The sequence below is a fragment of the Micromonospora trifolii genome, assembly GCF_050516465.1.
GTDB classification, from domain to species: domain Bacteria; phylum Actinomycetota; class Actinomycetes; order Mycobacteriales; family Micromonosporaceae; genus Micromonospora; species Micromonospora trifolii.
Map to the genome: position 1 here is coordinate 3,540,000 of NZ_CP191526.1, position 24,878 is coordinate 3,564,877.

At 68.6% G+C, this 24,878-nt stretch carries 26 protein-coding genes; 16 read left to right on the forward strand and 10 right to left on the reverse strand.

Going from position 1 to position 24,878, the window contains the following annotated elements; genetic code table 11:
- The first annotated feature begins 47 nt into the window (after window positions 1-47).
- The 3 genes from ACQRWP_RS16210 to ACQRWP_RS16220 all read left to right on the forward strand — a co-directional run bounded on the left by ACQRWP_RS16210 (window position 48) and on the right by ACQRWP_RS16220 (window position 4,347).
- Complete coding sequence (locus tag ACQRWP_RS16210; protein ID WP_430503068.1) at window positions 48-2,879, forward strand: AfsR/SARP family transcriptional regulator; 2,832 nt, start codon at window positions 48-50, stop codon at window positions 2,877-2,879.
- Between the two features lie 264 nt (window positions 2,880-3,143).
- Window positions 3,144-3,746 carry a hypothetical protein gene (locus ACQRWP_RS16215; RefSeq protein ID WP_430503069.1) on the forward strand — a complete coding sequence of 201 codons (603 nt, stop codon included), beginning with the start codon at window positions 3,144-3,146 and terminating at the stop codon, window positions 3,744-3,746.
- Entirely contained in the window at window positions 3,730-4,347 is a 618-nt protein-coding gene (locus ACQRWP_RS16220) for an OmpA family protein (RefSeq protein WP_430503070.1), read from the forward strand. The genes ACQRWP_RS16215 and ACQRWP_RS16220 overlap by 17 nt, the downstream gene beginning before the upstream one ends.
- A 130-nt stretch (window positions 4,348-4,477) precedes the next feature.
- On the opposite strand, the gene ACQRWP_RS16225 is transcribed toward ACQRWP_RS16220, so the two are convergent.
- Window positions 4,478-5,395: a class I SAM-dependent methyltransferase gene (locus ACQRWP_RS16225; protein WP_430503071.1), complete on the reverse strand. Its 918-nt coding sequence runs from the start codon at window positions 5,393-5,395 to the stop codon at window positions 4,478-4,480.
- A gap of 162 nt (window positions 5,396-5,557) precedes the next feature.
- Window positions 5,558-6,175: a TetR/AcrR family transcriptional regulator gene (locus ACQRWP_RS16230; RefSeq protein ID WP_430503072.1), complete on the reverse strand. Its 618-nt coding sequence runs from the start codon at window positions 6,173-6,175 to the stop codon at window positions 5,558-5,560.
- Between the two features lie 72 nt (window positions 6,176-6,247).
- On the opposite strand from ACQRWP_RS16230, the gene ACQRWP_RS16235 reads away from it, so the two are divergent.
- The 3 genes from ACQRWP_RS16235 (at window position 6,248) to ACQRWP_RS16245 (ending at window position 7,816) form a co-directional block, all read left to right on the forward strand.
- Window positions 6,248-6,655, forward strand: a complete 408-nt coding sequence (locus ACQRWP_RS16235) for a RidA family protein (protein WP_430503073.1) — start codon at window positions 6,248-6,250, stop codon at window positions 6,653-6,655.
- Between the two features lie 244 nt (window positions 6,656-6,899).
- Window positions 6,900-7,559 carry an MSMEG_1061 family FMN-dependent PPOX-type flavoprotein gene (locus ACQRWP_RS16240; protein ID WP_430503074.1) on the forward strand — a complete coding sequence of 220 codons (660 nt, stop codon included), beginning with the start codon at window positions 6,900-6,902 and terminating at the stop codon, window positions 7,557-7,559.
- Between the two features lie 134 nt (window positions 7,560-7,693).
- Window positions 7,694-7,816, forward strand: coding sequence for a hypothetical protein (locus tag ACQRWP_RS16245; protein ID WP_430503075.1), 123 nt, complete (start codon window positions 7,694-7,696; stop codon window positions 7,814-7,816).
- Window positions 7,817-7,895: 79 nt separating this feature from the next.
- Here the strand turns inward: ACQRWP_RS16245 and ACQRWP_RS16250 are convergent, their stop codons facing one another.
- The gene (locus ACQRWP_RS16250) at window positions 7,896-9,203 is read right to left on the reverse strand and encodes a hypothetical protein (protein WP_430503076.1); all 1,308 of its coding nucleotides are present in this window, start codon (window positions 9,201-9,203) and stop codon (window positions 7,896-7,898) included.
- Between the two features lie 190 nt (window positions 9,204-9,393).
- Here ACQRWP_RS16250 and ACQRWP_RS16255 point away from each other — a divergent pair, with 190 nt between their 5' ends.
- The 4 genes from ACQRWP_RS16255 to ACQRWP_RS16270 all read left to right on the forward strand — a co-directional run bounded on the left by ACQRWP_RS16255 (window position 9,394) and on the right by ACQRWP_RS16270 (window position 14,226).
- Window positions 9,394-10,884, forward strand: coding sequence for a protein kinase domain-containing protein (locus tag ACQRWP_RS16255; protein WP_430503077.1), 1,491 nt, complete (start codon window positions 9,394-9,396; stop codon window positions 10,882-10,884).
- Between the two features lie 262 nt (window positions 10,885-11,146).
- Window positions 11,147-11,911, forward strand: a complete 765-nt coding sequence (locus tag ACQRWP_RS16260) for a maleylpyruvate isomerase N-terminal domain-containing protein (RefSeq protein WP_430503078.1) — start codon at window positions 11,147-11,149, stop codon at window positions 11,909-11,911.
- Window positions 11,912-12,199: 288 nt separating this feature from the next.
- Window positions 12,200-13,006, forward strand: a complete 807-nt coding sequence (locus tag ACQRWP_RS16265) for an alpha/beta fold hydrolase (RefSeq protein WP_430503079.1) — start codon at window positions 12,200-12,202, stop codon at window positions 13,004-13,006.
- Complete coding sequence (locus ACQRWP_RS16270) at window positions 13,003-14,226, forward strand: PP2C family protein-serine/threonine phosphatase (RefSeq protein ID WP_430503080.1); 1,224 nt, start codon at window positions 13,003-13,005, stop codon at window positions 14,224-14,226. The genes ACQRWP_RS16265 and ACQRWP_RS16270 overlap by 4 nt, the downstream gene beginning before the upstream one ends.
- A 47-nt stretch (window positions 14,227-14,273) precedes the next feature.
- Here ACQRWP_RS16270 and ACQRWP_RS16275 read toward each other — a convergent pair whose 3' ends face one another.
- Window positions 14,274-14,552 (reverse strand): hypothetical protein, encoded by a 279-nt coding sequence (locus tag ACQRWP_RS16275; RefSeq protein WP_430503081.1) that lies wholly within the window; start codon window positions 14,550-14,552, stop codon window positions 14,274-14,276.
- Between the two features lie 34 nt (window positions 14,553-14,586).
- A complete protein-coding gene (locus ACQRWP_RS16280) occupies window positions 14,587-15,633 on the reverse strand; it encodes a fatty acid desaturase family protein (protein WP_430503082.1) in 1,047 nt (348 codons plus the stop codon).
- A gap of 271 nt (window positions 15,634-15,904) precedes the next feature.
- Between ACQRWP_RS16280 and ACQRWP_RS16285 the strand changes: the two genes are divergently transcribed.
- Complete coding sequence (locus tag ACQRWP_RS16285) at window positions 15,905-16,141, forward strand: hypothetical protein (protein WP_430503083.1); 237 nt, start codon at window positions 15,905-15,907, stop codon at window positions 16,139-16,141.
- Between the two features lie 196 nt (window positions 16,142-16,337).
- On the opposite strand, the gene ACQRWP_RS16290 is transcribed toward ACQRWP_RS16285, so the two are convergent.
- Window positions 16,338-16,763: an ATP-binding protein gene (locus ACQRWP_RS16290; RefSeq protein WP_430503084.1), complete on the reverse strand. Its 426-nt coding sequence runs from the start codon at window positions 16,761-16,763 to the stop codon at window positions 16,338-16,340.
- Window positions 16,764-16,953: 190 nt separating this feature from the next.
- Between ACQRWP_RS16290 and ACQRWP_RS16295 the strand changes: the two genes are divergently transcribed.
- Window positions 16,954-17,319: an STAS domain-containing protein gene (locus ACQRWP_RS16295; protein ID WP_430503085.1), complete on the forward strand. Its 366-nt coding sequence runs from the start codon at window positions 16,954-16,956 to the stop codon at window positions 17,317-17,319.
- Here the strand turns inward: ACQRWP_RS16295 and ACQRWP_RS16300 are convergent, their stop codons facing one another.
- The 3 genes from ACQRWP_RS16300 to ACQRWP_RS16310 all read right to left on the reverse strand — a co-directional run bounded on the left by ACQRWP_RS16300 (window position 17,320) and on the right by ACQRWP_RS16310 (window position 20,564).
- On the reverse strand, window positions 17,320-18,582 hold the full coding sequence (locus tag ACQRWP_RS16300; RefSeq protein ID WP_430503086.1) for a PP2C family protein-serine/threonine phosphatase: 1,263 nt from the start codon (window positions 18,580-18,582) through the stop codon (window positions 17,320-17,322).
- A 126-nt stretch (window positions 18,583-18,708) separates the two neighbouring features.
- Window positions 18,709-19,608 (reverse strand): AraC family transcriptional regulator, encoded by a 900-nt coding sequence (locus tag ACQRWP_RS16305; protein WP_430503087.1) that lies wholly within the window; start codon window positions 19,606-19,608, stop codon window positions 18,709-18,711.
- A 197-nt stretch (window positions 19,609-19,805) separates the two neighbouring features.
- The gene (locus ACQRWP_RS16310) at window positions 19,806-20,564 is read right to left on the reverse strand and encodes an SDR family NAD(P)-dependent oxidoreductase (RefSeq protein ID WP_430503088.1); all 759 of its coding nucleotides are present in this window, start codon (window positions 20,562-20,564) and stop codon (window positions 19,806-19,808) included.
- A gap of 285 nt (window positions 20,565-20,849) precedes the next feature.
- On the opposite strand from ACQRWP_RS16310, the gene ACQRWP_RS16315 reads away from it, so the two are divergent.
- The 4 genes from ACQRWP_RS16315 to ACQRWP_RS16330 all read left to right on the forward strand — a co-directional run bounded on the left by ACQRWP_RS16315 (window position 20,850) and on the right by ACQRWP_RS16330 (window position 23,680).
- Window positions 20,850-21,311: a nitroreductase/quinone reductase family protein gene (locus ACQRWP_RS16315; RefSeq protein WP_430503089.1), complete on the forward strand. Its 462-nt coding sequence runs from the start codon at window positions 20,850-20,852 to the stop codon at window positions 21,309-21,311.
- Window positions 21,312-21,451: 140 nt separating this feature from the next.
- Entirely contained in the window at window positions 21,452-21,814 is a 363-nt protein-coding gene (locus ACQRWP_RS16320; protein WP_430503090.1) for a PadR family transcriptional regulator, read from the forward strand.
- On the forward strand, window positions 21,811-22,806 hold the full coding sequence (locus ACQRWP_RS16325; RefSeq protein ID WP_430503091.1) for a hypothetical protein: 996 nt from the start codon (window positions 21,811-21,813) through the stop codon (window positions 22,804-22,806). The genes ACQRWP_RS16320 and ACQRWP_RS16325 overlap by 4 nt, the downstream gene beginning before the upstream one ends.
- A 100-nt stretch (window positions 22,807-22,906) precedes the next feature.
- Entirely contained in the window at window positions 22,907-23,680 is a 774-nt protein-coding gene (locus tag ACQRWP_RS16330) for an AAA family ATPase (protein WP_430503092.1), read from the forward strand.
- Between the two features lie 264 nt (window positions 23,681-23,944).
- Here the strand turns inward: ACQRWP_RS16330 and ACQRWP_RS16335 are convergent, their stop codons facing one another.
- Entirely contained in the window at window positions 23,945-24,718 is a 774-nt protein-coding gene (locus ACQRWP_RS16335; RefSeq protein WP_430503093.1) for a hypothetical protein, read from the reverse strand.
- Window positions 24,719-24,878: the final 160 nt, after the last annotated feature.

Sequence of the window (24,878 nt, forward strand, 5' to 3'; positions counted from 1 at the left end):
ACCGCTTGCCGGCGCGGAACCATAATGGACATTGGGGAGGTGGCCAGGTGGATATCCGGGTCCTCGGCGCGGTCGAGGCGTACACCGGCGGCGCGCCCGTCGATCTCGGTTCCCGCCAGCAGCGCCTGGTGCTCGGGCTGCTCCTGCTGGAACCCGGTCGTGCGCTGGCGGTGGACCGACTCGTCGAACTCGTCTGGGGGTCCGACCCGCCCGCCTCCGCCCGAAGCACACTCCAGGCGCTCATATCCCGACTGCGCGCCTGCCTGCGCCGCGCCCACAACCCGATGAACGCCGATCCGCCCGAGGTCATCGAGATCCTGCACACGGGCGCGGGCTACCTCCTGCGGGTGGATCCGGGCTCGGTCGACGTACATCGCTTCACCGGCCTGATCTCCCGCGCCCGGCAGGCCGACGACGAACGGGCAGTCAAGCTGTTCGACTTGGCACTCACGCTCTGGCGCGGCGATCCGCTGGCCGACGTCGCGCCGACTGTTGTACGAGATCGGCTCTGCGCCGGCCTGCGGGAGATGATGTGGACCGCGGTTGAGGACCGCCTGGAGGCACTGGTCCGGCTGGGCCGGTCACGCGCCGCGCTGGACGAGTTGACCAAGCTACTCGCCGAGCATCCCGTCCGGCAGCGGCTGGTCGGTCAGCTCATGCTGGTCCTGCACCGGGGGGGACGCACCGACGAGGCCCTCGCGACCTACCGCGACCTGCGAGCCCGGCTGGTTACCGAGTTCGGCCTCGATCCCACCCCGGAGCTGCGGCAGATGGAAGCCGCGATCCTGCGGGCCGACCCCGCGCTCGACGTTCCACCAGATCCGCCGCCGCCACCCGGGGACCTGGTGCGGCGAGACCCTGGTAATCCACCCGCGCGGCCTGCGGAGCTCCCCCACGCACCCGGTGGTTTCGTCGGCCGGCAGGCCGAACTGACCGCGCTCGACGCCCAACTCGACGCCGTCCGTCGCGGCGGCGGGCCCGGCATCGTCGTTATCGACGGGATGGGCGGGATCGGTAAGACGGCACTCGCCCTGCACTGGGGTCATCTGCGGCGGAACGACTTCCCGGACGGCCAGGTCTACCTTGACCTACGGGGGTTCAGCCCGGGCGACACCCCGATGCCGCCAGTGGAGGCGCTGCCCCGATTGCTGCTCTCGCTTGGCGTGCCACCATCGGACATCCCACCCACGGTCGACTCCCAGAGCGGGCGGATGCGCAGCCTGACCGATGGCCGGCGGCTGCTGATCGTGTTGGACAACGCCTACAACGCCGCACAGGTCCGACCGCTGCTGCCGGGGAATCTGACCGGCCTCGTCGTCGTGACCAGCCGCCGCCGGCTTCCGGGACTCGTCGTCCGCGAGCAGGCGCTGCCGCTGAGCCTCGCTCCGCTGCGCCCGGTCGAGTCGGTGGACCTGGTCGCCGGGTGCCTGCGCCGGTCCCGACCTGACGAGCGCAAGGCACTCGCCGAGTATTGCGGTCATGTGCCACTGGCGATCCGTATCGTTGCCGCCCGCGCGCTGGACCTACCGGACCGGCCGCTCGGCGACCTGCTCGACGAACTACGCCAGGGACGCCGGCTTGACGCCTTCGTCGGGCCCGACGGCCCCGACACCAACCTCCGTGCTGTCTTCTCCTGGTCGTACCGCGGCCTGTCGCCCCCCGCCGCCGAGCTGTTCTGGCGGCTGGCACTGCACCCGGGCGAGAGTGTCGGCGTCCACGCAGCGGCGGCCCTCGCGGGCGTCAGCGTGCTGCGGGCCCGGGAGCTGACCGCCGAGCTGCACCGGGCCAACCTCCTGCAGCTTCCAGGGCCGGACCGCTACCAGTTCCATGACCTGGTGGGCGCCTACGCCAGGGAGCTGACCGAGGCGCCGGAGAACGCGGCGCAATCACAACTGGTGTTCGACCGCCTGCTGAACTGCTACCTACACACGGTCAGCGCCGCAGGACGAGTGCTGCAACCGCACCGGCCGCACGTCAGCCCAGCCACGCCAGCCCCGGTCGAGGCTATGCGCGTCGAGACCTACCAGGCCGCGCTGGGCTGGTGCGAAAGCGAACGGACGAACCTGCTCCCGATGGTTCGCGCAGCGGCGTCCGGCGGTGCGCCCACGTACGCATGGCAGATCGCCCTGGCCGCGTCGGCCTACTGGTACATCACCAAACGCAGGGAGGACTGGCGGACGGCGACCCGCATCGGGGTCGCCGCCACCCGTGCCGTGGGTGACCGGCGGGCCGAGGGAGCGCTGCTGGCCAGCCTCGCGACCGCGCTCTGCGAGAGCCGACGTTATACCGAGGCCATCGACCTGTACCAGAAGTCGCTGCGATTGCACGAGGCCAGCGGCGACTGGGACTGGCGAGCCACCAGCTTGAACAGCCTGGGCGTCGCGCACGCGGAGGCGGGCCGCCCCGACGAGGCGCTGGCGACGTTCGCCCTCGCCCGCGAGGAACACCGGCTGCGGGGTCACCGACGCGGTGAGGGTGTGGCACTGCAGAACATGGCCCAGTGTCATGTTCTGCTGGGCCAACCCGGCGAGGCGATCGACCGCCACGAGGAGGCACTGACCGCGATGCGCGACGCGGGTGACCGGTACGCAGAGGCCATCTGCATCGCCAATCTCGGCGAGGCGCACGCCGAACTGGGCGATCACGAACGGGCGATCCGGCGCTTCCGCGAGGCAGTACGGCTGCACCTGTCCACCGGCAACGAGCACGGCAGGGCCCGGACACTACTGGCCCTGGGGCGGTCCCTGAGCGAGCGCGGCGACGCCGACGACGCCCGATCCTGCTGGCGGCAAGCGCTCGCCGTCTTCAACGATCTCGGAGACCCGGAGGCGGACGAAATCCGGGCGCTGCTGGGCGAGCCGGCGACGACCGACAGTTGACCTGATCTCCCGACGCCACCAGCGCCTGCTCCGGACGCACGCCCGGCCCACCATGCCTTCCACTGGCTCGCGCGCCGATGTGTCCACTGCAAGCATCCTGCAGGCGAGTTGCAAGCCGTTCCGCCGACAATCGGTCAGTCGATTCCCGCTGGGCGGACGGCCAGCCGCTCTGGCCCAAAACTGTTCACCGGTTTGCCGAACGTTGATGTGGCCGCCAGGCGGTGCGAAGGCTTCGGCAGGCCGCGACCAGTAACGGAGAAAATCGTGGGTTCACGCATCACGATCACCGCCGGTTCGCTCGCGATCGCGGTGACGATGGCCCTCACGGCGTGCGGCAGCCTCGGCAAATCGCACGACCCCGGAGGTGGCAGGAAGGAGTTGAAGGAGACCGTTGCTGCCACGGCCGGCACCCCCGAGAAACTCGGAGCACCGATCGGAAGCCACGACATTCAGATCAGCGACAGCGGCAAGCTCTTCCTGGTCAAGGTCGAGCTGTACCCACTCCGACGCGACCAGGGCTTCGTCACCGTCAACGTCCGCCTGACTCGCACGGATGCCGGCGACAACCCGGACCGTTGGCAGATCGCAAGCGCGTTCGAAGGTGACACGATCGCCCTGGCCTTCTCGGGCGTGACGTTGGTCGACCGGAAGAACCGAAAGCGGCACCTGGTCGCCCGGAGCGGGGACCAGGACGCGAAGCCCGGCCAGGTGAAGTATCTCGCTTCGTCGGGCCTCTCCTCGGTGTTCGTCCAGGCCGGCCAGTCGGTCGAGCTATACGCCATGTTCGGAGCCCCACCGGATGACGTCAGCGCCGTTGACGTCGTCATCCCCCGCGTGCCGGTCTTCGAAAATGTACCGCTCGGTTAGCCGGCGGACAGCGCTGGCCGCCACGCTGACCATCTGCCTACTGGTCAGCGAACCGGCGATCGCCTGGTCCGCGCCGACACCGACCCCAGCCCCGCCGATCGGCATCGTGCCCGGGCCACAGGTCACGTCCGGCGAGCAGGTAAGCGCGCCGATCGTGGACATTCAGGGGCCGGTGCAGGACATCTTCCTGCTTACCGGGGACCCCGACGGCGCCAGCCTGCAGGCCGAGTCCAGCAGGCGGATCGAGCTGACACTCGCGGCGGATGTGCTCTTCGCCTTCGGTAGGGCCGATCTGTCCCCGGCTGCCCGGGCCCGGCTGGATGAGATAGCCGAACGGCTGCGTACCCACGCCAAGGGCAAGGTTCAGATCGACGGTCACACCGACTCGGTCGGTGACGACGCGCAGAACCTGACGTTGTCCCGCCGACGGGCCCAGGCAGTGCGCGACGCGCTGACCGCAACACTCGCTGACAGCGGTATCACCTACGAGATCAACGGCTTCGGGGAGACCAGACCCGTCGCGCCGAACACCGTGGACGGCAAGGACAACCCGAAGGGCAGAACCAGCAATCGACGCGTCGAAATCCGGTTCGACAAATGAGCCAGAGCATTCGCCGCCTCGTCGCCACTCCTCAACGTGAATTGCTCCGGAGCACCACCGACGACCTCCTCCGCTGAGCACCGTGAACGTGACGATGGTGGCGGCGCCGAGAAGCCAGGCAGGGCGGTGTTCAGTGACGGCGGCGAGCGGTGACGATCCAGGCACGCGAGTCGAAGTACACGCCGCCGTCGGTGTTGTGGGCGTCAAGGGTGGTGCGTAGCCGCGTGCGTGCTTGCTCGGCGGCGGCGTCGTCGAGGTTGGCAAGCAGGTCTTTGAATTCCCATAGGCGGAAGACAGCATCGAACGCGGTGGCACTGTCCGGGCCGTAGTAGACGGGTACGTGGACGTCAGTGAAGCTGACGTCCGCGAAGCCGGCAGCCGCCAGGATGCCTTCCGTGACGGTCTGGTCGGCGAGTGAGAACGGGTTCGGACCGCGGGGTGCAGCTGAGGCGGCGGTGAAGGTCTGGCGGATCGCGGTGGCCCATTCGTTGCGGTCGCGGTCTTGCCAGACCAACAGCACCAGCCGCGCCGCGGGGCGCAGGGCACGGCCGATATTGGTGAACGCGGCGACTGCATCGGCGAAGAACATCGTTCCGAACCTGCTGATGCAGAGGTCGAAATGCGTCGGCGGGAAGCGGTGAACCTGGGCATCCGCCTGCTGGTAGGTGATGTTGGACAGACCCTGGTCGTCGCTGAGCTGACGGGCCCGTTCGAGCATCGGCGCGGACAGATCTACGCCGGTGGCGCTTCCATTGACGGCGGCGCGGGCAGCATCGCGTGTGGACTGGCCGGTACCACAGCCGATGTCGAGAACACGGTCGTGAGAGCCGACGCGGGCAGCGGCGCGGAAGAACTCGTTGTGCAGGCGCAGTTCAGCGTCGTAGTCAAACAGGTCGGACATCACCGTCACCGGAACCTCTCGATACCTATTCTGACCGGGCGTCGAGGGTACGCCTCGCACCCGGTCCCGCGACACCGTGTCCGGCTCGAACTCCGCCAGCCACCACACACTCCCCCGCGCGCGGGTGCGGTTACCCGTGCTTTCCATCCAAGCGTCCGTGGGCGGTATGTCACTGTGGTTCGTCGGTGGATCGACGGCCGGTACGCCGCCCTGGTGCGACGGCAGACCCCGCGGTTGGCCGAGCCCGTGCGGGCCAGGTGGCAGGCAGCCGCGAACCGCCAGACCCGCCCGCGAGCTGGGCCAGCACCACTACACCGACCCCAGCTGGTTCCAGCCGCGCTCGACGGACCGGCGGCATCTGTCAGGGTCGTCCCCGGCACCGACGAACAGGGCGGTGAGCAGGGAGATTCCGTGGGTGAGCGTTCGTCGCGGGAGGGGACCTGTGGCGACGAGGGAGGCGAGTCCATGTCCGATGATCCAGCTCTCTGTGGCCAGGTCCACCGGGTCGACATGGGCGCCGAAGCGGCCGGCGTTCTTGGCTCGTTCAACGGCGTGAACCAGGCAGCGCAGCGTTTCGTCTGCGGCTTCGGAGTCTTCGAGGTCGAAGGTCGCGTCGAACATGACTCGGTACAGGTCGGGGTTGTCCAGGGCGTTGCTCAGGTAGGCGGCACCCAGGGCGGCCAAATCCCGCACCGGGTCCGCCGATGCCGCCATCGTCGCGAGCCTGGCCGCCAGGCGGGTAAAGCCTTCCTGCCGCAGGGCCGTCCACACGCCGTCCATTCCTGCGAAGTACGTGTAGACAGCCATTGTCGATACGCCGGTTCCGGCCACCAGCGAGCGGAGGGTGATGGGCTCGCGAGTTCGGAGCATCTGCCCGGCCCGCTCGATGAGCAGGGTACGGACGGCCGGATCCTTCGTCCTCGCCATGCCATCACGATACATATCACTGCTATGGTTTGCGGAACGGGAGCCTACCGGCTCCACCGACAAGGAGGAAGCATGGCGATTGCCCTGGTGAACCCCAACGGATTGCCGAAGCCCGAGGTCTACCGACAACTGTCGATCGCTACCGGGTCGAAGCTCGTGTTCCTCGCCGGTCAGGTCGCCCGCGATGCCGATGGGCGCAAAGTTGGCGAAGGCGATCTCGCCGCTCAAGTCGAGCAGTGCTATCTCAACATCGGCACCGCCCTGGCCGAGATCGGTGGCTCCTTCGACGACGTGGCGAAACTGACCATCTACGTCGTCGACTGGACCGCCGAGAAGATGCCCCTGCTGGGGGAAGGGGTCGCTCGGGCGGCCGCGAAGCTGGGAGTCGACCCGGTCAAGCCGATCACGCTCCTGGGTGTTGCCGCGCTGGGCGAGCCTGATCTTCTGGTCGAAGTCGAAGCCACCGCGATGATGGACTGAACGCACCTGTTCGTTCGGGTGGTGACACTGACATCGATAGCGGCCAGGCCGCAGACCGATGAGCCTGCCCGGGATGTGGAGCCGGTCGGGTAGGGGCAATGGGGGGGCAGCGCCGCGCCTGGCCGCCGGCCCGTCCCCCGACCCTGCTCGGAAGGCGTCACCTGTGGGATTAGAGCAGCCGTGTGGGCGCCGTTAGCCGTGACGACGACAGGAACGGTCAGGTATGTCGATTAGGGTCGATGGCATGACGCCAGCCCTTGCCGCCAGTGCCTTCGACTCGCTGCGCCTCGACGCCGTGCCCGACCAGGAGGCGCTGCGCCGGGCCTATGAACTCCCCAGTGACGCGGCCGTGCGGAAGCAGATGACCGAGCTCACCGAGCAGACCCGACGGTTGATCGGCTGCTCGTCGCTGGTCCTGGTCTCCACCGTGGACGCCGAGGGCAACTGCGACGTCTCCCCGCGCGGCGGCCCCGCCGGCTTCGTCGCCGTCCTGGACGCACGGACGGTGGCAATACCGGACGCCACCGGCAACAAGCGTCTGGACACCCTGCAGAACGTCGTCGCCACCGGGCGGGCCGGGCTGCTGTTCATCATCCCCGGGCGCACCACGACGCTCAGGGTGAACGGCCGGGCCTGCATCTCCACTCGCCCCGAACTGCTGTCGCAGCTGACCGCCGTGGGCAAGCCACCGGCCAGCGCACTGGTGTTGGGGATCGATGAGGTCTACCCGCACTGCCCCAAGGCGTTGCTGCGCAGCGGGGCCTGGAAGCCCGAGCAATGGCTGCCGGCGGACGCCCAGCCGACCTCGGCCGAGGTGACGCTGGCCCAGCTGCGAATGCCCGAGCTGACGATCGCTGACATCGAGAAGGCCGAGGCAGACTCGCTGAAGTATCGGTACGAGTAACAGGCCGCACAGCGATGGTTGCGGTGCATACGCCGCCCCGCTGGGCTGGCAACAGCCGATCAGTCCACTGATGCCGCCGCCCGGTCATCGCCGACACCGCCGGCGGCTTCACCCGTAGCCGGCGGGCCCGGGAGGTGCTGGGCTGGAGGGCGCAGCGCGACCTGTCCACCGGGATCGCCGATTCCCTGGCCTGGCACGACTGGCGCGGTCACGTGCTGGCGGACCTGGCGGCACGCCGTCAGCAACTGGCCGGCTGACTCGACGAGATCGTGTTCTCCGCGAATCGCCGCGCGCCACCCGGTGCGAAGCCAGGAGGCCGAGCCACCGAGTGCCGGGTCAGCCCGCTTGCCCACCGAAGCGCGCCCGGATGCCGCTCGGGTAGGACCCCTTCTGCCAGATCACCGAGAATCGGCCCGTCGGGCTGGACGCCGGCTGCGCGTAGCGCCCGTCGGGGGCGAGGATCTCGGCCGCCCCGAACGCGCCGTCCTGCCCGATCGTCCTGGCGTGCACCCGGCTGGTCGAGAAGTCCGGGCTGGGCGCCTGCCAGGTGATGAGGCCGTCGCCGTCGTCGTCCAGGCTGACCTTCGGCCAATCGCCGGCACCGAGCCTGGTGACCGCGCCGAGGGCGCCGGTGTTGGAGATCGAGCGGGCAAAGACCTGCGTGCCGTCGGAGGTCCAACGGCCCCAGGTCAACACCGCGTCACCGTCGAGGTCGCCGGCGAGTTCGTCGAAGAGGGCCAACTCGTGGGCGGCCGGCGACACACTGATGACGCTTCCCAACGTGTCTGTGTGGCTGTAGTGCCGCACGCGCAGGCGAGGCGCCTCACCCGCCTTCGACCACCGGTAGCTGATCACCGCGTCCCCGTCCCGATCCAGGGCGACCGAGACGCTGGCGTACCTGACGTCGGTGGCCGCCCCGGCGATAACGCGCAGAGTGGAAATTCCCTCCGGGCGGACCCGGCGCGCGACGACCCGCTCGTAGTTCTCCGTCCAGGCGACGAGGGCGGTTCCGGTGCGTTCGACGGCCACGACCGGCTGGTCCGGACCGACACCCAGGGTCAACTCCGGGCCGAGCGAGCTGTCCGCGCCGAAGTAACGGGCCTTCGTCGTGTACGCGCCGTCGCGAGTCTCCGTCCAGGTCACCAGCGCCAGACCGGAGGGGTCCACCGCGACCGCCGGACTGATCGCGCTCCACGTCGCGATCGTGCGCAGCGGGCCCAGCTCGCCGTTGGACGACACCCGGCGGCCCGCCACGAGACCGTCCTGTATCCACACCACCGCGGAATCGCCGTCGTCGTCGGACGCGACCTTGGGCCAGGACGCGGACGCGCCGAGCGGCGAGAGCGTCTGGACCGGCCCGAGCACGCCGTCGACCGACGCAGTCTGCGCCTTCACCTGGTCGTAGCAACCGCTCGCGTCGCTGTCGCAGCCAGCCCAGGCGAGCAGCGAGTCGCCCTGCCGGTCGACCGCGACGAAGGGCTGGTCCTGCCCGCTCCAACCGGCCTCCGACACGACCTGGATCGGGGACCACGTGGTTGCCCGCGCGGGTGCCGGAACGGCGGCCAGTACGGCCAACGCGCCGACCATGCCGGCGGTGACCTGTCGCAGCCGCCGTCGGGTCGCCGATCTGTCTGCTCCGCGCACCGTCGCTCCTCGATCGATGAACATCCGTGATCCAGGGCATGATGCCATCGACTCGGCTGCACCGCAGTCGGACATCGTCTGGACGGCCTCGGAGAGAAAGCGACGACAGCCTTGATCGTGAAGGCTCCTGACCAGCGTCGAGATCGGTCGCCATGCCGCTACGAGTCCACTCTGGCAAGCTGTCCCAGTGATGGTCGGTGATCTGTTGGACGACAGGTATCAGGTCGAGAGTCGTCTCGGCTCAGGCGGCATGTCGGTCGTCTGGCGGGCCTGGGACCGCGTCCTCGAACGTGCGGTGGCCGTCAAGGTCCTGGCCGGCGCGCAGGCCGCCGCCCGAGGCGCACGGCAACGCATCCAGGCAGAGGCCAGGGCCGCAGCGGGCCTCTGGCACCCGCACGTGACGAGTGTGTACGACTATGGCGAGCACACCGATGCCGCCGGCCGCCAGGTCTCGTACGTGGTGATGGAACTGCTGCCCGGCCAGACCCTGTCCCAGCGACTTGCCGCCGGTCCGCTGCCGCCGGCCGCCGCGATGCGGACGTGCGCGCAGGTCGCCGAGGCTCTCGCCGCCGCGCACGAACGTCAACTGGTGCACCGGGACATCAAGCCGTCCAACGTGATGCTGACACCGGCCGGTGTGAAGGTGGTCGATTTCGGTATCGCCACCACTGTCGGTCGGCCGGAGCTGGAGGCGGACGGACAACTGTTGGGCACCGCGGCCTACCTCGCGCCCGAACGGCTCGCCGGTGGCACTGTCCTGCCTGCCTCCGACGTCTACGCGCTCGGACTGTTGCTCTACCGAACGCTGACCAATGAGCTGCCGTGGTCGGCGGAGACCCCCACGCAGATGTTGACTGCTCACGTATACGTCGATCCAGCACCGCTGCCTGACATCGAGGGAGTGTCACCCGAGGTTCACCGTCTCCTCGACCGTTGCCTCGCTAGGGATCCCGCGGATCGGCCGGACGCCGCAGAGGTGGCGGCGGCCCTGCACGGTTTGACCGATGACGCCGAGCGGCGGGTGGAACAGGCGGCGCAGCGGGTAACCGAGTCGGCACCGACTACCGCCGGTAACCCTGCCAGTCGACGTCGCCGCATCCCACGCGCCGTGTTGATCCCCGTTCTGATGGCGACGGCAGGGACCATTTCGCTCTTGCTCGCCCAGTTCACACCCATCGATGGCGGATCGGGCGGGGTCGCCACACGTCACGGCGCCATCCCGCCCGACGCCACCTTCGATCCGTCTGCCACTGAGCCACCTGCTCCCCGGCAGACTTCTGCGGAGCCCGCACCAGTCTCACGACCGAGCCGCACGCTGGCCGCTCCGGCTGGGCCGGCTCAACCGACCGCCAGAGCCGGGTCCTCGGCCAGCCCTGGCGCTACAACGTCACCCAGTGCCGAGCAGCTGACGAGGCCGTCCAGTGCCGCGCCGGCGCCGACCTCCCCGAAGCCAGGTACACCCCTTCGGGCACTCGGTGGCGTGGTGACTGTGCTCTGCACCGGCGATCAGGCTCGCGTTGTCAACGTCGCTCCTGCCCCCGGCTACAGCATCAGGGATTACAACCCGGGGCCTGTCAAGGAGATCCAGGTGGTGCTGCTGTCCGCAGGCAACAAGAGCGAGATCAAGGCGCGATGCGACGACGGCACACTATTGCCGAAGATAAAGGAGAGCCGTCAGTGAGCGGATGACGCGCGCTCTGAGTGGTCATATTTCACCGACCCGGTCGGGGCGACGCCGACATTGGTCGGCTGGGCCTGGTGGTTGCGCTGGTGCTTGGCCCAGGTGGTAGGTCCAGTAGCGGTCGAAGTCACCGTCGGCGAGCAGCGCGCGGAGTTTCAGGACGGCTTCGGCGTCGGCACTCCGCCCGGCTGTCGACGCGTTCGTCCGACAAATTCGCTACCCGGCGAACGGGGCGCAGTGATACACCACCGAGGTGCAAAACATGTTGGAATTCCCCGAGGTCCTACGGTTGATCGAAGGCCGCTCGGCCGCGTTCCGCGCCGCGATCGCGTCCGCCCCCGACCTTGACGTCCAGGTCCCGACCTGCCCGGACTGGACGCTGCTCGAACTGGCGCAGCACCTCGGCGACGGCCGCCGCCGCCAGGCCGCCATCATCGCGGCGGGCCCGGGCGCTGAGCCCCCGGCGAGGACCGACCCGAAGGGCGCCCCGACCGCACCCCGCGACCGCGAAGCCCTCGACGCCTGGCTCGCCGAGTCGACCGAGCTCATGCTCGACGCGATGCGCGAGGCCGGCCCGGACCGCGGCTGCTGGACCTGGTGGGGCCGCTCGCAGGCCCCGGGAACCAGCGGAGCCGTGGCCCGGCACCAGATCCAGGAGATGGCCGTCCACACCTATGACGCCCAGCTCACCCAGGGGGCCGCACAGCCGCTGCCGACGGACGTCGCGGTCGAGGGCGTCGATGAGTTCCTGACGACCGTCTCGGCGACGACCGTCCCCTGGCCGTTCAAGCCGGCGACCATCGACCTGCACACGACCGAGGGCCGCTCCTGGCGCCTGACCCTCAACGCCGACGGCGTCCGTTGCGACGACTTAGCCGCCGACGCGGAGCCGGGGGACATGGCGATGCGAGGCGCAGCGAGAGACCTGGTCCTCTACTTCTACGAGCGCGTCACGCTCGACGGCCTGGAGACCAACGGCGACACCGAGCCGATGGAGCAGCTCGCAGACTGGGACCCGACCGCGTAAGACGCGCTCTTGTGACGCATCTGTCGGTGCTACCCCGGCGCACGATCCGTTGTATCTGCCGGCTCTCCTGGTCGGTCAGCCTCCTGATCTTGACCGGCTCCGCCACCATGCCCCCAAACTCGCCGGATCGGAGGGCACACACGATCACTGACGCCTTCGGGTACGCCGAAGACCTCACCGGGCGGGCAACGATGCGCCACCAGATCCGCCTGGATGTACGTGCGACAACGTTCGCCCAGGTGAACGGGCCACTTGGTCCCGAAGTGCAGGTGGGTGGAAGATAGCTGAATGCGTGTGCGGAGCCGCAACAACGTGGTGTTGGCCGGTCGTGAGGATGGGCCTACCGTTGTGTTCGCCCACGGTTTCGGCTGCGATCAGCACATGTGGCAGCCCGTGGCGGCCGAAATCGGACAATGGGCTCAGGTGGTGTTGTTCGACCACGTCGGATCAGGCAAGGCTGATCCGACGGCCTGGAACGCCGACCGGTATGCCTCCCTGGATAGCTACGCCGATGACGTGCTGAGCATTTGTCAGGAGTTCGACCTTCAGCAGCCGATTTTCGTCGGGCACTCGGTCAGTTCGAGCATCGGAGTGCTCGCGGCAAACCGCGAACCGGATCGCTTCGCCGCGCTTGTCCTGGTTACCCCGTCGCCGTGCTACATCGATGACGGGGACTACCGAGGCGGTTTCACGCGCGATGACATCGACGATCTACTCGAGTCGCTCGACAGCAACTACCTCGGTTGGTCGTCGAGCATGGCACCGCTGATCATGGGCAACCCGGAGCGGCCGGAACTGGGTGAAGAGCTGACGGCCAGCTTCTGCCGGACCGATCCCGCGATGGCCCAGGTGTTTGCCCGCGCCACGTTCCTGTCTGACAACCGTGCCGACCTCGCCGCGGTGAGCGTTCCCACCCTGATTCTGCAATGCGCCCAGGACGCCATCGCACCGCCCGAAGTCGGTGCCTTCGTGCACGCGCAGATCGCCGGAAGTCGCCTCGTCACATTGGATGCCACCGGACACTGCCCGCAGTTGAGCGCGCCGGAGGCCACGGCCGCGGCGATCACCTCGTTCATCAGGACCGCCTACCGATGACCGGCGGTGACAGAATTGCCCGGCCGAGCGAGCTGGGGCTCCCTGCGTTACTTGAGGACAACCTCGAAGACCTGTACGAGGATGCACCCTGCGGAAACCTGTCCACCCTCCTGGACGGCACCATTGCGAAGATCAATACCACGCTGCTGACATGGCTCGGCTACAGCCGCGACGAGCTCGTTGGCCGACGCCGCTTCAGCGACCTCCTCACGGGCGGGGGCCGCATCTACCACGAAACTCACTTCGCACCGATGCTGGCGATGGAGGGCGAGATCGCCGGCGTCTCCCTCGAACTTCGCTCCAAGGACGGCTCTCGTATGCCGGTCCTCGTCACGTCTATCGTCAAGGCCGGCCGCGACGGTCGACCTCACAGCATCCGGACAGCCGTCTTCGACGCCAGAGTGCGCCGCGCCTACGAACGAGAACTCCTCAGCGCCCGCAAAGTCGCCGAGCGTGAGGACGAGCGGCTACGGCAACTCGTCAGCAAACTGCAACGCAGTCTCCTCCCAGCCGTGCTGCAGACCCCGCCTGGCCTGGAAAGTGCCGCGTACTACCGGGCGGCCTCCACCGACGAGGTCGGCGGCGACTTCTACGACCTGTTCCCCCTCGACGATGGCCGCTGGGGGTTCTTTCTCGGCGATGTCAGCGGCAAAGGCGTCGAAGCGGCCGCCGTGACCGCCCTGGCCCGCTACACGCTGCGTGCCGCGACTGTCTACAACCCCGACCCTGCCTCCGCGCTGCACAACCTCAACACCGTGCTCTGGCAGGAATATCGCGAGGACGCGCGCTACTGCACCGTCGTGTTCGGCATTCTCACACCCACACCGGCCGTCGGCGGATTCACCGCGGTCATCGCCAGCGGCGGGCACCCCGAACCACTGCTGCTGCGAGCTGACGGCTCCGTCTACTACCACCGCACGAAGGGCCGCATCGTGGGGGCATTCCCGACCTCCCAATACACCAACACAGCCGTCACACTGAGCCCCGGCGACACGTTGCTCCTCTACAGCGACGGGCTGACCGAGGCCCGCCCCGCCAACAGCGAGAGCGCCGATGGCCGTTACGGAACAGCAGCCCTCGCCCGCTTCGGCGCCCATCTCGCACCCACCAACGCCGCCGACGCCGTCATCGCCGTCACCGATCTACTCGATACGTTCGGAGCCGGGCTCACCGACGACACCGCTGTCATGGCCATCAGCGCCCCACTCAGCCGACCCTGAACACCCGCCATCCGAGCGCGGTGGCGGCGGCGCCGACAGTGTGCTGGTCAAGAGGTGACCATGTCCCGCACCAACTCCGGGCCGACCAGGTGATCGGCGGCGCGGCGAGGGTCGCCGTCGAGTTGGGCCAGGGGCGTCACGCTGGGAGAGGCACCGCGGCGCGTCAACGGCAGGTCATGCTCCTCGAGGAACTTGAGGTGTTCGACCTCGCCTCCGATGGCCGCCTTGGTCCAACGCCACCAGGTCAGCCCGCGTAAGACGATCTCGGCGGTGCGCTCGGTGCAGAGCCGCCCGGACCGCGTGACCGGATCCCGCCTCGATGGCATGCCGCCATGATCCAGAACCTGCGCGGACGCGGTTTCAGTCGTTGCCGGTTCGGGTCGATCCGGCCCCGACTGTCCGCAGGTGTGCCAGCCCCTGGGCCCAGGACTGGATCAGGGTGGTTTCGTGGTACGCGATGCCATGTTCGGCGCAGAACTGGCGGACCAGTGGCTGGGCGTGGCGCAGGTTCGGCCGGGGCATGCTGGGAAAGAGGTGATGTTCGATCTGGTAGTTGAGCCCACCGAGTAGTGCGTCGAGGAGCCGGCCCCCGCGCACATTGCGCGAGGTGAGGACCTGACGGCGTAGGTAGTCAATGTCATCGGCCCCGGTCAGGATCGGCATCCCCTTGTGGTTCGGGGCGAAGGAGCTGCCCAGGTAGAGGCCGAAGAGCGCCTGATTGACCAGGATGAACACGATCGCCTGCGGAACGCTCAGGACCAGGAACACGACCGCGAGGTAGCCGGCGGAGTGCAGGAAGAGCAGTCCGGCCTCCGCTCGTCGGCGCCTGAGCCCGCTGCGGAAGACGACCGCCCGGACGCTGGCGGCATGCAGATGCAGACCCTCCACCATCAGCAGGGGGAAGAACAGCGCCGCTTGATGCCGAACGAACAGCGCGCGCAGGCCGCGTTGCGTCGCGGCCTGACCCGGGGTGAAGGACAGCGGAGCCACCACGAGGTCGGGGTCGCGGCCCTCGGTGTTGGGATGTGCGTGGTGGCGATTGTGCTTGTCAACCCACCAGCCGTAACTGATCCCGTTCACCAGGTTTGCACAGACAAAGCCGATCACGTCGTTCGCCCGGCGGGATCGGAGGATCTGCCGATGCCCGGCGTCGTGACCGAGAAACGCCAGCTGCGCGAACAGGATTGCGACGCCGGCGGCGGTAGCCGTCTGCCACCACGACGACCCGAGGCGGACGAACACGACGCCCATCAGCGCGAGACCAACCAACACCACCGTCACCCGCACCGCGTAGCGGCGGGGGTGACGGTCGAGGAGACCCGCGCCTCGGACCAGGCGGGACAGGTCGGCGTAATCACTGCCACGATCACTGCGGGCGCCAAGATCTGTTTCACTCACCGTCGCCACTCCTCGTCAGCCACGCCATCAGCTCACCGACCCCGCCGTCAGCCGTGATCGGGGCACGCAGTCATGCGTGGTCCTGCAGAAATCGACAAGCGAACCGCCGCTGATGGCTTCAGTCTTCCTCAACGCCGCCTCTCGCACGCCGAAACCAGCCCACGACGCCCCGCACGCGAGTGAGATTCGCTTCATGCATGTCTGCCGATTAGACGCGCGACTCCGTCAGTCGAGTCCAACAATCAGGACACGGCAGGCACGTCGAATTCAGGGAGCGGTCATGGCACGAAAAAGGAAGTCCACCACGCGGCGAGCACTCATCCTTGCCTTCGCGGCAGGGGCGCTGACCGGAGCGGCGGGCACGCTCACTCTCCGACGTCACCGCCAGGAGGTTGACTTTGCGGCGGGCGACGTCGCCGGCCAGCTCGATGACGGCACTGCTCCCCCACTCGGCGGGCGAATCGGCGCCTCGCCGCAAGGGTCGCCGGTCAACCTGTCCGCGGTGCCGCGCAGCTGACCCCGGCAGGTCACCAACGCCGGCGGCACCTGGAGGCGGTACGCGGCCGACGACCACACCACCCTGACTCGCGTCAGGTGTTGGGGCCCGTCATGGCCGGACGGTTGAAGGTTGCTCTGTTGGAGTCCGGGACCTTGGAGCGGGCCGGCTCGTTGGCTGTCCTCTAGATGGGTGGGAGCCGGGCGGGCGTTTCCGGTCATCGGGTCGGCTGCGGCCGCGGGTCGGCGAGGTGTTTGGTGATGCGGAGCAGCACTTGATCCGGTGGCCCGGCGACGAAGGCCGCCGTGTCGGCAAGTGCGGCGATCAAGGGCAGTCCACGGCCGCCGACGGTGAGCGGGGCGGGGAGGTCGACGTCGAGCCGCCCAGCGCCGTTGGGACTGATGCCGCGGTTGCTGACCTCGAGCAGGCACACTTGATCATCGATGATGATGGTGATGTCGACGGTGCTGTCGAGATCCGCGTGCATCACCGCGTTGGCGCATGCCTCGGTGATCAGCACGGCGAGGTGGCCACGAGAGTCCTCGGTGGCGTCGGTGAGGCTCAGCAGGGTGGCGAGTGTATGGCGGGCTCGGGTCACCGAGGTCGGCTGCCGCGGGAGCGACAGCGTCATGGTCACGCGCATCGCGCAGTTTCCTCCTCGGCCCGTACGCCACCGCGCCGGACTGAAGCGGAACGCACCGGTTGTGGTCAGCCTTACCCGGGGCTGCTGAGCTGAAACGGTCAGGGTGTCGGCTCGACGTACCCCGGCCGGCGGCGGTCCGCCCGCCCGGCAGAATAGGGTATGCGGGGATCAACGGCGTGGGGAGTGTGTCGTGGACTTGCTGTTGTCGGCCCGACCGGGCCGGGGTTGCACCGTGCTCGAGGTGCGCGGCGAGCTGGACATGGCGACGTCTCCGCAGTTGCGCGAGGATCTGCAACGGTTGGTTGACGCCGGTGAACATCAGGTAGTGGTGGACCTGGCCGGGGTGGGTTTCATGGATTCCAGCGCACTGGGTGCGCTGGTGGTGATGTTCAAGGCGATGCGTGCCGTCGACGGCCGGTTGTGCCTCGCCGCGGTGCAGCCCGCCGTGCGCAGCGTGCTGACGGTCACATCAGTGGATCGCGCTATCGACGTGTATGACAGCGTGCAGGCCGCTGAAGCAAGTGTGCCGTCCACGGATGACGCGACAGGCCGGTAGTCAGTCAGGCAGCGCGGTGCTGGCACGCGCCTGGTCGGCGCCGGCGCTGCTCCGCCGGTCCTCGCTGTGCCCGCCGTGCCAGTCCAGGATGAACAGCGTGGCATCGTCGGCCAGAGTCGGTCCGCTGACCTCGAGCGCGGCGTCGGCCAAGGCCCGGACAGCCTCGCGCGGGTGCAAATGAGCAATCGCCCGCAGCATGTTTGGTAGATCCAGGTTGGCGGCGTTGCGCTCCCGCATGCCATCGGTGAGCACCACCAGACGGTCGCCGGGTCGCAGCGCGATCTCGCCGGCGCGGTAACCGGTTCCGGCGAACATACCCAGGGGAAAGTTGGCCGGTAACGGCAACGCCCGGATGTCCCCGTCGCGCACCAGCAGCGGCGGCACGTGCCCGGCGTTGAGCAGCGCGCACACTCCGGTACGCAGGTCGAGACGGCCGAGGATCGCGGTGATGTAACTGCCGGGCACCGCGGCGTTTGCGGCCACGTCGGCATCCGCAGCGTCGGCCTGTGCTACCAGACCAACCGCGCGGCGGCGGCTGTTGCGCAGGCTGCCCACGCCCAGGGTGGCAGTCAGCGCGCTGGCCACCCCGTGGCCCATCGCGTCGGTGACGCTGAAATGCAGCACGTCGCGGGCAAGGCTGTAATCGAAGGTGTCCCCGCCGACGCTGGCGGCGGGCTCAAGCCAGCCGGACAGGGTGAACGCACTACTCTCACAGGTGAACGAGGCGGGCAGCAGGCGGCGCTGGATCTCGCCGGACAGGGTGAACGGGGTCGTGCGTTGCCCCCACTCGAACAGGTCGGTGTATCGCCGGTTGGCGATCACCACGAACGCCAACGCGTGCGCCGTGCGGGCGATCTCCTGCAACGTCGGCGGGGCGGGTTCGTCAGGCAGCGTCATCTCAAGCAGACCGATAGCCTCACCACGGTCGGTCACCGGCGCCAACACCGTCCATCCGTCAGGCTGCGCGAGGACCTGCGCCGTCTGGCTGCGTAGCGCCTGCTCGGCGGGGCCGCCATCGAACGGCATCACCGTGGCAACCTCGTCACCGTCCCGGCGGCCGTCACCGGCACCGGCACCCTCGAGCGGCACATGGGCCAACCGGACCAGCGCCCGACCGCTGAGGTCCGCGATCAAGAACGCGACGCTACGCGCCCCCAGCGCCGCACCGAGTTCGCGGGTGACCGCCTCGACCGCCTCGACCGGCGAGGCGTTCTCCGCCGCATCCAACATCTGCGCCATGATCCGCCCTCGACTGCTCTGCACTGACAGAGCCTACGAGACCCGCCGGCCAGCGCCGAGCACGAGGACCGTCACCGCCGCGGCGGACCGGCACCCAGCCGGATCATGCTGCCGCACCGGGTAAAACCAAGATCCCCAACAGGGTCGAGCTCAGGGCAGCGCAGTGACGAGTTCTGCTGGCAGAGTGCGGAGTTGGGTGTCCTTGCTGGGCGGTATGCCGAACATGCGGCGGTATTCACGGCTGAACTGGGAGGGGCTGTCGTAGCCGACGCTCAGGCCCACCCCGGTGATGTCTGTAGGGCGGCTGGCGAGCAGGAGCCGTGCTTCTTGCAGGCGGATGCGTTTTTGGAACTGGATGGGGCTCATCCCTGTGACGGTTTGAAAGTTGCGGTGGAACGCGGAAACACTCATGCCGGCGAGATCCGCCAGGTCCTCCACCCGGAAGGCCGTGGCGTAGTTCTCCCGGATCTGACGCACGGCGCGGTTGATGTGAGCCAGTCCGCTGTCGGCGAGACCGAGCTGGCGGATGGCGGCTCCCTGATCACCGCGCAGGAGATGCCAGAGGATCTCCCGCTTGACCATGGGAGCGAGGATCTTGCGATCTGCGGGCTGCTCCAGCAGCCGCAGCAGGCGCACGATGGCGTCCAGCAGTGAAGGCGAGGCCGTGGAGACGGCAATGCCAGGTGGTGCCGTGCGTGGGGTGGCCGGTAGGTCTCGAGGGTCGGCTTCCAGGAGGAGTTCGGCAAGGGCTGAGGGAGCGAGAGTCATGCCGAAGCCGAGGGTGGGCTGCCCGGTGTCCAGGACATGGCCGGTGACGGGGAGGTCGGCAGAGGCGATCAGGTACTCGCCGGGCCCATACTCGTAGAGGCGCTCGCCCAGGGCGAGGCGTTTGCCGCCCTGGGCGATGACTGCGAGCACGGTCCCGGACATCCCGGCCGCCGAAGCATTCGGATGAGTGAACTTGCATACCCGGATGCCGTCGATCGCCGTGCTCATGTCGGGCCGCGCATGCCGGTTAAGAAGCTCACGCATCTCGTCCAGGGCAGACATGAATCCATCCTTGCACGAACCTCCACACGGGGTCGCTAATCGGGCAGGATTGAGCACATGATTCCGCAGCTGTCCCCACCAGTCAGGGCGCCTATGGGCGGCTGTCTTGACCCGGTCGCGGAGTGAGCCGTGGGCGGCGTGCGTGGATGGAAGGGGCTTGCCGTGGTTCACAGCTCACCGCTCGGAGCAGGAGTAGTTCAGAGGTTCTGGCCCCCGGAGACTTCGATGTCCTGGGCGGTGATCCACCGGCCTTCCTCGGAAACCAACATGGCGATGACCATGCCGATGTCGTCGGGCTCACCCACGCGGCCGAGAGTGAAGGTCTTCGCCAGTTCCGGGATGATCTGCGGGTTCTTGCTGAACGCGTCGTCGGCGAAGCGGGTGACGGTGGCTCCCGGTGCCACCGAGTTCACGCGGATCCCGCGGTGACCGAACTCCTTGGCCATGTAGCGGGTGAGCACTGCCACGGCGCCCTTGAGAGCCGCGTAGACGGAGTATCCCGGCGCGGTCACCTGGGGCAGCGTGGAGTTGCTGGTCAGGTTGACGATGGCACCGTTGTCGGCGAGGAGCGGCAGCAGGGCCTGGGTGAGGAAGAAGGGCCCCTTGAACAGGCCGTCCGTGAGCCGGTCGAAATCCTCCTCCTGGGTGTCCTCGATCATCGCCATGCCGGCGAATCCGGCGTTGTTGACCAGGTGGTCGAAGGAGTGCCGCTGGAAGGTCTCGCGCAGCACCTCGGCAACGGTCTCCCGGAAGATGGTGAACCCCGCCGTATCGCCGAGATCCAGGTGCAGCGCCACGGCAGTGCCGCCCTGCTGCTCGATCCGCGCGACGGTGTCCTTGGCGCCCTGTTCATTGGAGCTGTAGGTCAGGATGACGCCGGTACCGCGCCGGGCGATCTGCAGGGCGGCGCTCTGGCCGATGCCGGAGCTCGCACCGGTGACGACGGCTACCTTCATGGTGTGCCTCCTGGGCCTGAGGATTCGTCGGAATCCGTGGGGATGTGTCTCTTCCAGGAGACCGCTTTGTCGGGCCCGCGAAAAGAACGATCCTCTTCGCCTCTTGCCCAATCCTCTTGGACTCACGGGGCATAGGCCGTGACTGCCAAGCTCGTCGCCGTGCTCTGCCTGCGCGTGAGCAGGATCGTGCAAGGATCCGCCAGGATGCCCCTAGCAGCCCTCCCGGCGTGACGGTTGACTTGCCCCAACAGCCATTCCCGTCAGGGACGAGTGAGGTAGCCGACCATGACCGACACCGCGGACAGAAGCTACGACGTGGGCGCGGTCAGGCGCGCTCTGGCCATCGGCCCGGGCTCGCCGCGCGAGGCACGCACCATCGACATCACCACCCTGGGCCGGCGCACCGGCCGCCCGAGGCGAATCGAGATCTGGTTCCACCGTGTCGACGGCCGCTGGTACCTCAGCGGGATGCCGGTGCCCCGAAGCTGGCACGCCAACCTGTCGGCACACCCGCACTTCACCCTCCACCTCAAAAACGGCGTCCGGGCGGACCTGCCGGCCACCGCAGTGCCGGTCGAGGATCCCGCGGTGCGCCATCGCGTACTGTCTGCGGTCGTCGCCCTGCAGGACGAGCCCGGTTTGCGCATGCGCGTCACCCAACGCCAGCGCCTGGAGGACTGGCTCAAGCACAGCCCGCTGATCGAGATCGTTTTCGACGACGAACGGCTACGCCCGCCGCTGAGCTGACCACCTGGGCCGGCTCTGGTGGAGCCGGCGCGCCCGTCGGGGGTGACGCTCCTCCACCGCCGGCAGACCCACGGCAGATCAAGCAGGGTGAATCGGTGATTCCGCCCCGCGGATAGCTTCGCGACCGATACATTGCCGGCGTGGACACGCCACTGAGGGAGCCCACCTTCCTGATCCTGACCGCGCTGGCCGGTGAACCGCTGCACGGCTACGCCATCATCGGCGAGGTCGCCACCCTCTCCCAAAGCCGGCTGTCACTGCGCCCCGGCACCCTCTACGGCGCGCTGGACCGCCTCCTCGACGCCGGCCTGGTCGAGGTCCACCGGGAGGACATCGTGGACGGCCGGCTGCGCCGCTACTACCGCCTCTCCCCCGCCGGCGACACCACGCTCAGCGAGGAAACCGATCGACTGCGCCGCAACGTCGAGGCCGCCACGGCCCGACTCCGCGATCGCTCCCGCTCCTCTCGGGCTGTTCCCCGGACCGTCGGAGGGATGGCATGAGGGAACTCGAGCGCCGCTATCGACGGCTACTCCACGCGTACCCCCTGGGCTACCGGCGGGCCCGCGGCGCAGAGATCGTCGGGACGTACCTCGATCTGGCCGAACCAGGCCGCCGCTGGCCGTCACCGGCCGACGCCGCGGACGTGGTGGCCGGCGGCGTCCGCGAGCGGCTGCGGGCCGCCGGCGCGGCCGACCTCATCCCCGGGGTACGCCTCGCCGCCACCCTCGCGTTCACCACCGCGACCGCCCTCGCCGGCATCTGGACGGCAGCCGAGAAGACCGCTGGTCAGGTGCCCTGGGTTGTGCCGACCTTCGGACCGTTCGCCACCACCGGGATCATCGTCTGGGCAGTCTGGCTGCTGGCGGCCGTCGTGCATTCCCTCGCCCCGCTCCGGTGGACCCGGATGACCATCGGCGTGGCCCTGCTGCTGGGCGCCGCCGCGCTGCCGGTCGGCGCCCTGACCGGCCTACCGCGACCGCCACTGTTCGTGCTGGTACCCCACGCCACGCTCGGCCTTCTGGCACTGGCCATGGCCGCCGACCAGCCACGGTGGCAGCGGCTCGTGCCGCTGGTCGTCGCCCCGCTGGCGACATTGGCCGCAGCTCACGGGATGGTCGAGCGAAATACTCCCTACCGGTCCGGCGAGTGGGGCAACTTCCTGCCCAAGGCCGGCGTCGCGCTGCTGCTGACCGCCATGCTCACCGCCGCGATCCTCGCCCTGCGCCACGACACCCGAGGACTCTGGGCCCTGCTGACACTGCTCACCCCGATCGGGCTGCTCGGCCTGTATCCGTTGAGCGAGATCACCGCCGACCTCGTCGGCGCCAGCTACCCCGACTTCCAGGTCGCCACCGCAACCGCTGGCATAGTCGTCATCCTCAGCGCGGTGACGCTGACGGCGGCGGTCGCCGCCCGCCGCGAAGCACGACCAGCCAGGTCAGCCACTGTCACCGCCCCGGCAGCGGGAGCCTGTCCCACCTGCGGACGGTGACAGCAGCAGCCGCCTAGGCAGGCGCGTACCGTCGGACATCGTCCGGCCTGGGCACACGGTCGGGATGGCAGACAGGGCGGCGGCGCGAAAGGGTCACCTGATGGCAACCGGGGACGAGGCGTCGGACTCGCGTCTAGGCAGCGGCGGGTTCCTGCGCTGGGTCGAGTTGACCGATGACGACACGGACGAGTCCGGCTATCCGTTCACGCTGCCCGTCGTCGCCGGCCTGCGGGCAGCCGGCCGGTTGGAGCTGGACCCGGCGGTGACGTTCCTGGCCGGTGACAACGGCACCGGCAAGTCGACGCTGATCGAGGCGATCGCGGTAGCGGCCGGGTTCAACCCCGAGGGCGGATCCACCAACTTCCGATTCAGCACGCGGGCCACCGAATCGTCTCTTGGTGAGCACCTACGACTGGTACGCGGCACCAGGAAGCCGCGCACCGGGTTCTTCCTACGGGCCGAGTCGTTCTACAACGTGGCCACCGAGATCGACCGCCTTGGTGTCGCCGACGGCTACGGCGGCACCAGCCTGCACGAACGATCCCACGGCGAGTCGTTCCTCGACCTGGCCACCCACCGCTTCAAGCCCCACGGCCTGTACCTGCTCGACGAACCCGAAGCCGCCCTGTCCGTGCACGGCTGCCTGGCGCTGCTCGCCCACATCCACGACCTCACCCAGGCCGGTGCGCAGTTCGTCATCGCCACCCACTCCCCCATCCTGCTGGCCGCCCCACACGCCCGGATCCTGCAAATCGAAACCGACGGCACCATCAGCCACGTCGACTACGACGACGCACAGCCGGTACTGCTGACCCGATCCTTCCTGGCCAACCCGCGGCGTTACCTGCACCACCTCTTTCACGGCGACAACTGACACCGGCCGGAGCATCCAGGCTCGCAGCTTGCCTAGACGCGGGGGCCCGACGGTCATCGGGACCGGCAGCGACGGCGACGGGACCGGGCTTCGCTCGAGACCGGCCACACCGCCGGGAAGCCAATGCTTCGCTTCGTGGCCTGACCAGACCGGTGACGCCGCCGCCGGGGTGCGGTAGCAAAGCCGCACCCCGGCAGGACACCCATCGGGACCGACCTCACGACCACATTTGTCGAGAGCCTCCGAGCCACCCGGGGCTCCAGATCAGCAACCGAGCCGCTTACTCGAAAGGGCGATGTCGTCGATCCAGAGGTCAAACTCGCCCGGTACCGTGCCGCCCTGGTAAAGCTGCCAGCCGATCTTCACCGTGTCGACCGTCGGTAGGACGAAGGGAACATCGTTGCCACCGTGGTCGCTCGTGGAGGCGGTCAGCTCCGGGTTCGCCACGCCATCGATCCACACCTCGACGCGGTTGTCCGCCGCGTCGAGCTTCCACTCGAAGCACTGCCAGGTGTCCTCAGCGACCGGGGCGGACTCCCGCCAGTTGGTCCAGTCGCCGGTCGGACCGCCATCGGCACCGACCCCCCAGAAGGTTCCGGGGACCGTGGGCGCGTACTGACCACCGACCGGACGGACGACCTCCGCACTGCCGGTGCCGGTCGCTTCCACCAACGTGAAGTGCGCCCAGTCCGGGGCCGTGGGGAAGGCATCGACGCGCAGACGCATCCGACCGTAGAAGCGGTTGCCCGGCGCGGCGAAGTCGTCGACGCGTAGGAAGGCGCGCCCATTGTCAACAGTGTGGATGTGCAGCACCTGGTTGCCACGGCGGGCACGTTCGACGGTGAGCGTGCCGTGACGGGTGTCGACGCCCCAGTTCAACGTGTTGGGCCCCCCGGGAGGCAGTCGCTCGAAGTCCTCACAGAAGAGCAGGCCACGGGGGCACGAGGGCGGGGAGGCCCCCGACGCGCCGGCCGGAGCGCTGCCGGCTGCGGCGCCGAGGATCAGGGCGGCGCTGAACACCGCGAGAAAACTGCGCATTGTCATCCTCCAAAACGGCTGGTTCCCCACCAAAGGGGCCGAGCCAGCAGAAACGCTCCGGACATGCGACGCTGAGGTGCTCCCGCTCGCACCGCTGCGGCGCGGTTGCCTCCGCGCTGCGGATCCGAGCTGTTCCGGCACTACCGCATCAACCCGCTCA

Coding starts and splice junctions, on each gene's coding strand:
- ACQRWP_RS16220 (WP_430503070.1), top strand. CDS start 3,730: ATGTACCGCTCGGTTAGCCGGCGGACAGCGCTGGCCGCCACGCTGACC.
- ACQRWP_RS16225 (WP_430503071.1), bottom strand. CDS start 5,395: ATGGAAAGCACGGGTAACCGCACCCGCGCGCGGGGGAGTGTGTGGTGG.
- ACQRWP_RS16230 (WP_430503072.1), bottom strand. CDS start 6,175: ATGGCGAGGACGAAGGATCCGGCCGTCCGTACCCTGCTCATCGAGCGG.
- ACQRWP_RS16235 (WP_430503073.1), top strand. CDS start 6,248: ATGGCGATTGCCCTGGTGAACCCCAACGGATTGCCGAAGCCCGAGGTC.
- ACQRWP_RS16240 (WP_430503074.1), top strand. CDS start 6,900: ATGACGCCAGCCCTTGCCGCCAGTGCCTTCGACTCGCTGCGCCTCGAC.
- ACQRWP_RS16255 (WP_430503077.1), top strand. CDS start 9,394: ATGGTCGGTGATCTGTTGGACGACAGGTATCAGGTCGAGAGTCGTCTC.
- ACQRWP_RS16260 (WP_430503078.1), top strand. CDS start 11,147: ATGTTGGAATTCCCCGAGGTCCTACGGTTGATCGAAGGCCGCTCGGCC.
- ACQRWP_RS16265 (WP_430503079.1), top strand. CDS start 12,200: ATGCGTGTGCGGAGCCGCAACAACGTGGTGTTGGCCGGTCGTGAGGAT.
- ACQRWP_RS16270 (WP_430503080.1), top strand. CDS start 13,003: ATGACCGGCGGTGACAGAATTGCCCGGCCGAGCGAGCTGGGGCTCCCT.
- ACQRWP_RS16275 (WP_430503081.1), bottom strand. CDS start 14,552: ATGCCATCGAGGCGGGATCCGGTCACGCGGTCCGGGCGGCTCTGCACC.
- ACQRWP_RS16285 (WP_430503083.1), top strand. CDS start 15,905: ATGGCACGAAAAAGGAAGTCCACCACGCGGCGAGCACTCATCCTTGCC.
- ACQRWP_RS16290 (WP_430503084.1), bottom strand. CDS start 16,763: ATGCGCGTGACCATGACGCTGTCGCTCCCGCGGCAGCCGACCTCGGTG.
- ACQRWP_RS16305 (WP_430503087.1), bottom strand. CDS start 19,608: ATGTCTGCCCTGGACGAGATGCGTGAGCTTCTTAACCGGCATGCGCGG.
- ACQRWP_RS16310 (WP_430503088.1), bottom strand. CDS start 20,564: ATGAAGGTAGCCGTCGTCACCGGTGCGAGCTCCGGCATCGGCCAGAGC.
- ACQRWP_RS16315 (WP_430503089.1), top strand. CDS start 20,850: ATGACCGACACCGCGGACAGAAGCTACGACGTGGGCGCGGTCAGGCGC.
- ACQRWP_RS16325 (WP_430503091.1), top strand. CDS start 21,811: ATGAGGGAACTCGAGCGCCGCTATCGACGGCTACTCCACGCGTACCCC.
- ACQRWP_RS16330 (WP_430503092.1), top strand. CDS start 22,907: ATGGCAACCGGGGACGAGGCGTCGGACTCGCGTCTAGGCAGCGGCGGG.
- ACQRWP_RS16335 (WP_430503093.1), bottom strand. CDS start 24,718: ATGCGCAGTTTTCTCGCGGTGTTCAGCGCCGCCCTGATCCTCGGCGCC.